Genomic DNA, 10517 nt, shown 5'->3' on the forward strand with positions numbered 1-10517 from the left:
ATCCAGGTTGCCGCTGCGGGACTGGTCGCGGTCGACCTCCTGCAGGGCGAGGACGTCGGCGTCGAGGTCGCTGACGGCGGCGGCGAGCCGGGCGGGGTCGACCAGGCCGTCGGTCAGGGATCGGCCGTGCAGCAGGTTGAACGTGGCCAGGCGCACGGTGTCACCTTAACGACGCCGTGGCACTGTTACCCGATGGTGCGGGCGTTGCTCTGTTCAATGCTGGTGTTCGTGGTGGTCGGCGTGGCGGGTGTGTGGCTGGCGCGGCAGCGCGGCCGGTGAGGCTGGCCACAGGCGGCGGCGCGGGGTAGGTGCGGGTGGGAAGAATGGCGGGCCGTGGACCTGGACCCGCTGACCATCACGACCTTGTTGACGGCCGCCGCCCTGGCTGGCTGGGTGGACGCCGTGGTGGGTGGTGGCGGTTTGCTGCTGTTGCCGGCGTTGTTGGTGGCTGCGCCGGGCATGCCGCCGGCCACCGCGTTGGGCACGAACAAGCTGGCGGCGATCGCGGGTACGTCCACGGCGGCGGTGACGTTCGCCCGCCGTACGAAGATCGACTGGGCGGTGGCGGGGCCGGCGGCGGCGATGGCGGTGGTCTGCGCCGGCTTGGGCGCGGCGTTGGCCGGGGCGGTGCCGCCGTCGGCGTACCGGCCGGTGGTGCTGGTGGTGTTGATGTCGGTGGCGCTGTTCGTGGTGTTGCGTCCCCGGCTCGGGGTGCTCGCCGTGCCGCAGCGGCGCACCCGCACTCGGATGGTGGTGGCGGTGCTGGTCGCCGGGGTCGGTATCGCCACGTACGACGGGTTGATCGGGCCGGGCACCGGCACGTTCCTGGTGGTGGCGTTCACGGCGTTGGTGGGTGCGGACTTCGTGCACGGCTCGGCGATGGCGAAGGTGGTCAACGCGGGCACCAACGCCGGGGCGCTGGCGGTGTTCGCGGTGACCGGGCACGTGTGGTGGCTGCTCGGCGCGGCGATGGCGGTGTGCAACATCGCCGGCGCGATGGTGGGGGCGCGGATGGCGTTGCGCCGGGGTTCGGGGTTCGTGCGGGTGGTGCTGCTGGTGGTGGTGCTGGCGCTGGTGGCGAAGCTGGGCTACGACCAGTGGCTGGCCGGGTGAGCGGGCGGGTCCGGTCGGCGGTCGGGTGAGCGTGGCGGCGTCCGGCGTGTGATCATCGGCGGATGCCGGTGCGCGCGGAACACGATCGGGCCGTTCTGGCGGGGCTGCTGGGCCGGGATCCGGTGCTGCACGCCTACGAGCTGGGCGACCTGGACGACTTCTTCTGGCCGTACACGTCGTGGTACCGGCGTGGGGACGCGGTGGTGTTGCTGTATCACGGCGCGCAGCCGCCGACCCTGCTGGCGCTGGCCGGGCCGGCCGGGGTGGGTGAGCTGGCCGCGTTGCTGGGTGAGGTGGCGGCGGTGCTGCCGGCTCGGCTGGAGGCGCACCTGTCCCCCGGTCTGGAGGCGGCGCTGGCCGGATCGTTCCGGGTGACGTCGTGCGGGTTGCACCACAAGATGGCGTTGACCGATCCGCAGCGGTTGGCGGCGGTGCCGCCGGCCGGGGTGACGTTGGGCCGGGCGGACCTGCCGCGGCTGGACGAGTTGTACGCGGCCGCGTACCCGGGCAACTGGTTCGACGCGCGGATGGTGGACACCGGCCGGTACGTGGGTATCCGTGACGGTGACGCGCTGGTGGCGGTGGCCGGGGTGCATGTGTTCTCCCGGGCCTACCGGGTGGCGGCGCTGGGCAATGTGACCACCCACCCGGCGTGGCGGGGTCGGGGGCTGGCAGCGGCGGCGGTGGCCCGGCTGTGCGGGCTGTTGCGCGCCGACACCGACCAGGTGACCCTGAACGTGAAGGCGGACAACGTCGCCGCGGTGCGGCTGTACGAGCGGTTGGGGTTCACCCGGGTGGCCGACTACAGCGAGTTCACCCTGACCGCGCGGTGACGGGCCGGGCGCGGCGGGCGCCGGTGGGCGGGTGACAATGGCGGCCATGGCCCAGGCGTCGCTGCGTACCTCCCGGATCCTGCTCGTGCCGCTGGGCGACGAGCATCTGGCGGGCGAGGTCGAGTTGGACGCCGATCCGGAGGTGATGCGTTACCTGGGTCCGGCCCGGTCGGCCGGCGAGGTGGGCGAGGCGCACGAGCGGCGGCTGGCGGCCGCGCGGCAGGTGCCCGGCCTGGGTTTCTGGGCGGGTCTGGTCGACGGTGGGTTCGTCGGCTGGTGGATTCTGGAGCCGCCGCAGCGCCCCGACCAGGGGCCGGTGGCCGGGCAGGCCGAGTTGGGCTACCGGCTGCTGCGCCGGTACTGGCGGCAGGGGTTGGCCAGCGAGGGGGCCCGGGAGCTGATCCGGCACGGCTTCGCCGACCTGGGGTTGCGGCGGATCTTCGCCGAGACGATGGCGGTGAACGCCGCGTCCCGGGCGACGATGGCTGCGGTGGGGATGCGGTACGTGCGTACCTTCCACCAGTCGTGGCCGGATCCGCTGCCCGGTGCGGAGTTGGGTGAGGTGGAGTACGAGATCACCCGCGGGCGGTGGGCGACCTCAGGCGCGGCGGGGTGAGTCGAAGCGGCCGGCGCGGATCTCCCGCAGGGCGCGGCGGCGGATGTCGCCGCGCAGGGTGTCGACGTACAGGCGCCCGGCCAGGTGGTCGGTCTCGTGTTGCAGGGCGCGGGCGAGGAAGCCGCTGCCGGCGATGGTGAGTGGTTCGCCGTGCTGGTCGAAGCCGTGGGCGGTGGCGTGCAGGGCGCGGCGGGTCGGGAAGTACAGGCCGGGGATGGACAGGCATCCCTCGTCGTCGTCCTGGAGTTCCTCGGACACCTCCAGCACGGGGTTGATCATGTGGCCGCGGTGGCCGTCGGCGTCGTAGACGAAGACCTGGGCGTTGACGCCGATTTGCGGGGCGGCGACGCCGGCGCGGCCGGGCGCGCCGAGCAGGGTGTCCATCAGGTCGGTGACCAGGTCGCGCAGCTCGGCGTCGAAGCTGGTGACCGGCTCGCAGGGGGTGCGCAGCACCGGGTCGCCGATGATTCGGATGTCCCGCATCGTCATGCCGGCAAGGCTATCGGTCGTCGGTGCCGGTCGCGCGGGTGCCCGGCCGGTCGCGGATCAACACCTCGATGCCGTCGAGGATGCGGGCCAGGCCGAACTCGAAGGCGCGTGCGGGGTCGGCGGCGCCCTGGTACTGCTGGCCGGCGGTGCTGCCGACGCGGGCCGCCAGGGGAAACCGGCGCGCGTCGAGGGCCTTCTCCAGGTACGGGGCGTGGGCCTGCCACCACTGCTGTTCGGTCAGGCCGGTGCGGCCGGCTGCCTGGGCGGCCTCCACGGCGGTGCGTACGGCGCCGTGGACGTACCCGGTGACGAGGGTGACCACGGCGTCCATCTCCAGGTCGGTCAGGCCGATGCCGTCGACGGCGCGTAGTTCGTGCTCGTAGCTGGCGATGACGTGTGGGCCCAGCGCGGGTCGGGTGGTGGCGACCTGCAGCAGCCACGGGTGGCGCAGGTAGAGCTGCCACCGGGTGCGGGCGACGTGTTCCAGGCGGGCCCGCCAGCCGCTGGGGACCTGCTCGGGTGGGGCGAGTTCGCCGTGCACGGTGTCGACCATGACGTCGAGCAGTTCGCCCTTGCCGGGTACGTGGGTGTACAGCGACATGGTGCCCACGCCGAGGGTCTGGGCGACCCGGCGCATGGACAGGGCGGCCAGTCCTTCGGTGTCGGCGAGGTCGACGGCGGCCCGCACGATCCGGTCGACGGACAGGTCGGGTCGGCCCTTGCGGCTGGCCCGTTCGCGGGTGCGCCACAGTAGGGCGAGGCTGCGCGCCGGGTCGCCGGTGCCGCTGTACTCGGTGCTCACCGCAGCACTCTAGCCGCCGGGTGCCGTACGGCGTACGGCGACGCGGTGGTCAGTCGAGGGTGGCCCGGACCGGGGCGGTCTTGGCCGCGGCCTCGGCGACCTCGGCGTCGGGGTCGCTGTCCCAGGTGATGCCGCCGCCGGCCCACACGTGCACGGCGTCGCCGTCGACGGCGGCGGTGCGGATGGTCAGCCCGAGGTCGACGCCGCCGGCGTCGACCCAGCCGAGGCCGCCCATGCTGGCGCCCCGGCCGACCGGTTCCAGGGCGGCGATGCGGTCCAGGGCGGCCAGCTTCGGCGCGCCGGTGACCGAGCCGCCGGGGCACACGGCGCGCAGCAGGTCGGCCAGGCCGAGGCCGTCGGCGGCCTCGGCGCGGACGGTGGACTCGGCCTGCCACAGGTCGCACCAGCGGCGTACGGCGAACAGGTCGTCGACGCGGACGCTGCCGGTGCGGGCGATGCGGGCCAGGTCGTTGCGCTCCAGGTCGACGATCATGATGTGTTCGGCGCGTTCCTTGGCCGAGGCGAGCAGGTCGGCGCGGCCGGCGGCGGTGGCCGGGCGGGTGCCCTTGATCGGGCGGGTGGTCAGGGTGCCGCCGCGGACCTCGATCAGGGTTTCCGGGCTGGCGCAGCCGATGGCCCAGCCGTCGCCGGTGAGCACGCCGCCGTAGCGGGCGCCGGGCAGCCGGCCGAGGCGGGCCAGGGCCGGCAGCGGGTCGCCGGTGTAGGGGGCGGCGGCGTGGCCGACCAGGTTGACCTGGTAGACCTCGCCGTGGCCGATGGCCTCGCGGACGGCGTCGACCGCGTCGGCGTGCTGGCGGCGGGTCCAGCTCTCGGTCCACGGGCCGCGCCACCAGCCGGCGGGTGCGGCCGGACGGGCCGGGGGCGCGTCGGTGTGGCCGTAGACGACGACCGCGACCTCGGGCAGGTCGGCCGGGTTTGCCGCGCCGACGGCGCCGCGGGCCAGCAGCGCGCCGGCGGCGGCGGAGACGTAGAGGGCGGCGCCGCAGACCCCGTCGGGGTCGTGGTGGCGGGGTGCCGGTCGGGCCAGGTCGTGCAGGTGCAGGCCGTGGTCGGCGAGGAACTCCTCGGTACGCGCGGCCGGGTCGCCGCCGTCGGTCGGGCGCCACTCCCAGCGGGCGCGTTCGACGAGCCGACCCCGGCACCGCGCGGGTGCGGCGGGCGGCTCGACCACCATCCGTGGGAGCGCTTCCACGACGTCCGGGCGGTTCTTACTCATCCGTTCAGCGGATTTCCCGCGCACCACGCGCACATCTGCTCGATGCGGCGTGCTTTCGCTTGGTACTGTGCGTCACTGGTCATGTGAACCATGACACAGTGCCCCCACAGTCCGGAGAACCCGATGTGCCAGCACCAACCCACCTGCCCCTCCGCCGAAGCCACCGACCGGGAAGCTGCCAGGGTCATCGCCTGCTTCCCTGAGCAGGGCTGGAGCCTGCTCTGCAACGGCGTCATCGTCTTCGAGGACACCGGCGAGCTGCTGCCCGACGGCAGCAGCATCGCTCCGCACCGCGGCCCCGCCCGACACGCGCTCGCCGCCTGAGACGATCACGATCCGTCACGACATTTCCCGCGTCGACCAAGGCTAGTCCCCCGGTCCGGGACCAGCACGACCAGGTCGGCGCGCAGCCGGGGCGGCCCTGACCGCCCCGGCTCGGCTGGCCGTCAGCCCTCGTACGCCTCCGGCGCCGGACACGAACACACCAGGTTCCGGTCGCCGTACCCGCCGTCGACCCGGCGCACCGGCGGCCAGTACTTCCCCATCCGGTCCACGCCGGCCGGGTGGCCACCCACCGACCGCGGGTACGGGTGCGGCCACTCGTCACCGGCCACCATCCCCGCCGTGTGCGGCGCGTTCGCGAGGGGATTGTCCCCCGCCGGCCACTCACCCGAGCCGACCTTGTCGACCTCCGCCCGGATGGCGATCATCGCCTCGCAGAACCGGTCCAGCTCGGCCAGGTCCTCACTCTCGGTCGGCTCCACCATCAGCGTGCCGGCCACCGGGAACGACATCGTCGGCGCGTGGAAGCCGTAGTCGATCAGCCGCTTGGCCACGTCGTCCACGCTCACCCCGGTCGCCTTCGTCAACGGCCGCAGGTCCAGGATGCACTCGTGCGCCACCAGGCCCTTGTTGCCCGCGTACAGCACCGGGAAGTGCCCACGCAGCCGCGCCGCCACATAGTTCGCGGCCAGCACCGCCACGCCAGTGGCCCGGGCCAGCCCGTCGGCACCCATCATCCGCAGGTACGCCCACGGGATCGGCAGGATCCCCGCCGACCCGTACCGGGCCGCCGAGATCGCCGGCCGGCCGTCGACCGCCGCGCCGCCCGGGTCACCCGGCAGGAACGGCGCCAGGTGGGCGCGTACCGCCACCGGCCCCACCCCCGGGCCGCCACCGCCGTGCGGAATGCAGAACGTCTTGTGCAGGTTCAGGTGCGACACGTCCGCGCCGAACCGGCCCGGCTTGGCGAACCCGACCAGAGCGTTGAGGTTCGCCCCGTCGACGTACACCTGCCCGCCGGCGTCGTGCACCTTCGCGCACAGCGACGCGATGCCCGTCTCGTACACCCCGTGCGTCGACGGGTACGTCACCATGATCGCCGCCAGGGCGTCCCGATGCTTGTCGATCTTCGTGTCGAGGTCGACCAGGTCGACGTTGCCGTCGGCGTCGCAGCCGACCACGACCACCCGCATGCCGGCCATCACCGCGCTGGCGGCGTTGGTGCCGTGCGCCGACGACGGGATCAGGCACACGTCCCGGTGCGCCTCGCCGCGGCTGCGGTGGTACGCCCGGATCGCCAGCAGCCCGGCAAGCTCACCCTGCGAACCGGCGTTGGGCTGCACGCTGACCGCGTCGTAGCCGGTCACCTCCGCCAGCCACCCCTCCAGCTGGGCGATCAGCTCCCGGTAGCCGGCGGTCTGCCCGGCCGGGGCGAACGGGTGGATGTGGGCGAACTCGGCCCAGCTCACCGGCTCCATCTCGGTGGTGGCGTTGAGCTTCATCGTGCAGGAGCCGAGCGGGATCATGCCCCGGTCCAGGGCGTAGTCGGCGTCGGCCAGCCGGCGCAGGTAGCGCAACATCGCCGTCTCCGACCGGTGGGTGCCGAACACCGGGTGGGTGAGGAAGTCCGAGGTACGGGCCAGTCCGGCCGGCAACGCCGCGGCCACGTCGCCGGTGACCCCGTCGACGCCGAACGCCGCCCACACCGCCGCGAGGTGCGCGCCGGTGGTGGTCTCGTCGCAGGACATCCCGACCCGGTCGGCGTCGACCTGCCGCAGGTTGACCCCGCGTCGCTCGGCGGCCGCGACCACCTCGGCCGCCCGGCCGGGCACGGTCGCCGTCACGGTGTCGAAGAACGCCACGTCGGCGACGCTCACCCCGCCGGCGCGCAGCCCGGCGGCCAGCCGGGCCGCCATCTCGTGGGTGCGCCGGGCGATCGCCCGCAGCCCGTCCGGGCCGTGGTAGACCGCGTACATGCTGGCCATCACGGCGAGGAGCACCTGCGCGGTGCAGATGTTGCTGGTCGCCTTCTCCCGGCGGATGTGCTGCTCGCGGGTCTGCAACGCCAACCGGTACGCCGGGTTGCCGTCCGCGTCGCGGGACACCCCGACCAGCCGGCCGGGCAGCATCCGCTCCAGCCCGGAACGTACCGCCAGGTAGCCGGCGTGCGGCCCACCGAAGCCCATCGGCACCCCGAACCGCTGGGTGGTGCCGGCGGCGATGTCGACGCCGATCTCCCCGGGCGGGCGCAGCAGCGTCAGGGCGAGGAGGTCCGCCGCGACGGTGACCAGCGCCCCGGCGGCGTGCGCGGCCTCGACCAGCGGGGCATGGTCACGTACCGCACCACTGGCGCCCGGGTACTGCAGGTGCAGGCCGAAGAACTCCGCCGGCAGCGGCGCGGTGTCCAGGTCGAGCACCCGCACGTCGATGCCGAGCGGCTCGGCCCGGCCGGTGATCACCGCGATGGTCTGCGGCAGGGTGTCCGCGTCGACGACGTACACCGGGCTCTTGCTCTTCGACGCCCGCCGGGCCAGGGTCATCGCCTCGGCCGCCGCGGTGCCCTCGTCGAGCATCGAGGCGTTCGCGGTGGCCAAGCCGGTCAGGTCGCACACCATGGTCTGGAAGTTCAGCAGCGCCTCCAGCCGGCCCTGGCTGATCTCCGGCTGGTACGGCGTGTACGCGGTGTACCAGGCCGGGTTCTCCAGCACGTTGCGGCGGATCACCGCCGGGGTGTGGGTGCCGTGGTAGCCCAACCCGATCATCGACACGGCGACGGTGTTACGCGCCGCAACGGCCCGCAGCTCCGCCAGGGTGTCGTGCTCGCTGGCCGGCTCCGGCAGGTCCAGCCGGCCGTGCCAGCGGATCACCTCGGGTATCGCCGCGTCCATCAGCTCGTCGATCGAGGCGTATCCGACAGCCTCCAGCATCCGGCGCTCGTCGTCCGGTCCGGGGCCGATGTGACGGTCGGCGAACTGCTCTGCGGTCATGGGCGGCGCTCCTGCGGGGCGGGGGTCGACAGGTCGGCCCTCCCCCTCTGTCGCACCCCGCGGGCGCTCCACAGTGCCTGCCCCACGCGGTCCTTTTGCCTGAGAGGTTCCGGGGAGGATTTGCCCCTTCGGCGCCGACCCGGCTGCCGCCAGGCGGTCTCTCCCACGCGGGTGTTACCGGCGCGATCAACGCTACCAGCGTCCCCGCCGGCCCGCCGCGAACCCCCTGACCGGCCGCACGGGTGGGCCGGCAGCGCGCGTAGCGCGGCGGCCGCCGGGTGTTAACAAGGGGCCCGTGCTCTACGTCAGGCGTTAAGAAGGGGCCCTTCCTTCGCTGCCGTGGCGGCGGAGCCGCCGAGGAGCCGGTCGGCCAGGGCCGGCAGCAGCCGACCCAGCGGCGCGTCCACCCGCAGGTGGGCGTACCCGTCACCCCGGGTCGGCCCCTGGTTGACGATCACCACCGGCACACCGTGCTTCGCCGCGCGCAGCACGAACCGGCGCCCCGACATCACCGTCAACGACGACCCCAGCACCAGCAGCAGCCGCGCCCGCTGCACCATCGCGAAACACGACTGCACCCGCGCGGCGGGCACCGTCTCGCCGAAGAACACCACGTCGGGTTTGAGCAGCCCACCGCAGGCCAGGCAGTCGACGGTGCGGAACCCGGCCACCTCGGCGTCGCCGAGCTCCACGTCACCGTCGGGGTTGACCGCGCCGGCCTGCCCGACGAACCCCGGGTTGGCCAGCCGCAACCGCCGGTCCAGGTCCAGCCGGGGCGTACGGTTCCCGCAGCCCAGGCAGATCACCTCGTCGAGCCGGCCGTGCAACTCCACCACGTCGCGGCTGCCCGCCGCCGTGTGTAACCCGTCGACGTTCTGGGTGATGATCCCCGCCACCAGGTCGGCGTGCTGCAACCGGGCCACCGCCCGGTGCCCGTCGTTCGGCGCCGCCCGGGCGATCAGCCGCCACCCCAGGTGACTGCGCGCCCAGTAGCGGCGGCGCGCCAGCGCGTCCCCGGTGAACGTCTGGTACGTCATCGGGGTGTGCCGCCGGGCGGCCCCGCTGGGCCCCCGATAGTCGGGAATGCCCGACTCGGTGGACAGCCCGGCGCCGCTGAGCACCACCACCCCGCCGCCGGCCACCAGCCCCGCCACCGGCTCGATCACGTCTTCCACCCGACCCATGCTGCCCCAGCCGGGCCGCCCCCGGCGAGCCCGGGCAGCCGCTCACCGGGTCGACCCGCCTGCGCCGCCGGCCGCAGGGCGGCCACCGGACCGTGCCGGCGGCGACCGGGTCCCCATCCGGTGTCGCCTCGCGGCCGGTCGCCGGCGGCGGTTAGGTTGGCGGGATGCGCGTCGTCATCGCCGGAGGACACGGCAAGATCGCCCGACTGGTCCACCGGGAACTCGCCGCCCGCGGCGACACCACCGTCGGCCTCATCCGCAACCCCGACCACGCCGCCGCGCTCACCGCCGCCGGTGCCCGGCCCGTCGTCGCCGACCTGGAACACCTCGGGGTCGCCGACCTCGCCGGGCACCTCACCGGCGCCGACGCGGTGATCTTCGCCGCCGGCGCCGGGCCGGGCAGCGGCGCCGCCCGCAAGGACACCGTCGACCGCGCCGCCGCCGCGCTGCTCGCCGACGCCGCCCAGACCGCCGGTGTACGCCGCTACCTGCAGATCTCCTCCATCGGCGTGGACCGCGACCCGCCCGCCGGCACCGACCCGGTGTTCGTCGCCTACCTGCGCGCGAAGAAGGCCGCCGAGGACGACCTGACCCGCCGGGACCTCGACTGGACGGTGCTGCGACCCGGGCGGCTCACCGACGACGACCCGGCCGGGCGGATCACCCTCGACCGGCAGGTGCCCCGCGGTGCCGTGACCCGCGCCGACGTCGCCGCCGTCCTCGTCGCCCTGCTCGACACCCCCGCCACCGCCGGCCTGACCCTGGAGCTCGTCGCCGGGCCCACCCCGATCGCCGACGCGGTACGCCAGGTCACCCCCAGCTGACCCCGACCGGCGTGGCGGTGGCGGGAGTCGACCGGGGTCGATCGACCGCTACGGCCGGTGTGGGGCGTGCTGCACTGCGGCGTCGCGCCCGGCGGCCCGTGCGACGAGTTCAACGGCATCGGCGCGTCCCGGGCTTGCCCGGGCAGCAGC

Annotated in this window: 11 protein-coding genes and 1 riboswitch; of the genes, 5 read left to right on the forward strand and 6 right to left on the reverse strand. The window is 74.3% G+C overall.

Going from position 1 to position 10517, the window contains the following annotated elements:
* Positions 1-156 (reverse strand): endonuclease/exonuclease/phosphatase family protein (locus AB0M52_RS23525; protein ID WP_363957429.1); only part of this gene is annotated, 156 nt, incomplete at its 3' end.
* A 177-nt stretch (positions 157-333) separates the two neighbouring features.
* Between AB0M52_RS23525 and AB0M52_RS23530 the strand changes: the two genes are divergently transcribed.
* The 3 genes from AB0M52_RS23530 (at position 334) to AB0M52_RS23540 (ending at position 2562) form a co-directional block, all read left to right on the forward strand.
* A complete protein-coding gene (locus AB0M52_RS23530) occupies positions 334-1113 on the forward strand; it encodes a TSUP family transporter (RefSeq protein ID WP_363957402.1) in 780 nt (259 codons plus the stop codon).
* Positions 1114-1175: 62 nt separating this feature from the next.
* Complete coding sequence (locus tag AB0M52_RS23535) at positions 1176-1946, forward strand: GNAT family N-acetyltransferase (protein ID WP_363957404.1); 771 nt, start codon at positions 1176-1178, stop codon at positions 1944-1946.
* 46 nt (positions 1947-1992) lie between these two features.
* The gene (locus AB0M52_RS23540; protein WP_363957407.1) at positions 1993-2562 is read left to right on the forward strand and encodes a GNAT family N-acetyltransferase; all 570 of its coding nucleotides are present in this window, start codon (positions 1993-1995) and stop codon (positions 2560-2562) included.
* Here the strand turns inward: AB0M52_RS23540 and def are convergent.
* The 3 genes from def to AB0M52_RS23555 are packed head-to-tail and all read right to left on the reverse strand — an operon-like array spanning position 2545 to position 5117.
* Entirely contained in the window at positions 2545-3051 is a 507-nt protein-coding gene (def, locus tag AB0M52_RS23545) for a peptide deformylase (RefSeq protein ID WP_363957410.1), read from the reverse strand. The two genes, AB0M52_RS23540 and def, sit on opposite strands and share 18 nt — an antisense overlap.
* A 10-nt stretch (positions 3052-3061) precedes the next feature.
* On the reverse strand, positions 3062-3853 hold the full coding sequence (locus tag AB0M52_RS23550; protein ID WP_363957413.1) for a TetR/AcrR family transcriptional regulator: 792 nt from the start codon (positions 3851-3853) through the stop codon (positions 3062-3064).
* Positions 3854-3902: 49 nt separating this feature from the next.
* Positions 3903-5117: a chorismate-binding protein gene (locus AB0M52_RS23555; RefSeq protein WP_363957416.1), complete on the reverse strand. Its 1215-nt coding sequence runs from the start codon at positions 5115-5117 to the stop codon at positions 3903-3905.
* 96 nt (positions 5118-5213) lie between these two features.
* Between AB0M52_RS23555 and AB0M52_RS23560 the strand changes: the two genes are divergently transcribed.
* Positions 5214-5414: a DUF5999 family protein gene (locus tag AB0M52_RS23560; RefSeq protein WP_111220134.1), complete on the forward strand. Its 201-nt coding sequence runs from the start codon at positions 5214-5216 to the stop codon at positions 5412-5414.
* A 122-nt stretch (positions 5415-5536) separates the two neighbouring features.
* Here the strand turns inward: AB0M52_RS23560 and gcvP are convergent, their stop codons facing one another.
* Both gcvP and AB0M52_RS23570 read right to left on the reverse strand, forming a co-directional pair.
* Positions 5537-8359: an aminomethyl-transferring glycine dehydrogenase gene (gene gcvP, locus AB0M52_RS23565; protein ID WP_363957420.1), complete on the reverse strand. Its 2823-nt coding sequence runs from the start codon at positions 8357-8359 to the stop codon at positions 5537-5539.
* A 77-nt stretch (positions 8360-8436) separates the two neighbouring features.
* Positions 8437-8535: riboswitch (glycine riboswitch) on the reverse strand.
* Positions 8536-8664: 129 nt separating this feature from the next.
* Positions 8665-9543, reverse strand: coding sequence for an NAD-dependent protein deacetylase (locus AB0M52_RS23570; protein WP_363957423.1), 879 nt, complete (start codon positions 9541-9543; stop codon positions 8665-8667).
* Between the two features lie 164 nt (positions 9544-9707).
* Here AB0M52_RS23570 and AB0M52_RS23575 point away from each other — a divergent pair, with 164 nt between their 5' ends.
* Entirely contained in the window at positions 9708-10367 is a 660-nt protein-coding gene (locus AB0M52_RS23575) for an NAD(P)H-binding protein (RefSeq protein ID WP_363957426.1), read from the forward strand.
* The last annotated feature ends 150 nt before the right edge of the window (positions 10368-10517 follow it).

The sequence above is a fragment of the Micromonospora sp. NPDC051296 genome, assembly GCF_040682255.1.
Classification (GTDB): domain Bacteria; phylum Actinomycetota; class Actinomycetes; order Mycobacteriales; family Micromonosporaceae; genus Micromonospora; species Micromonospora craterilacus.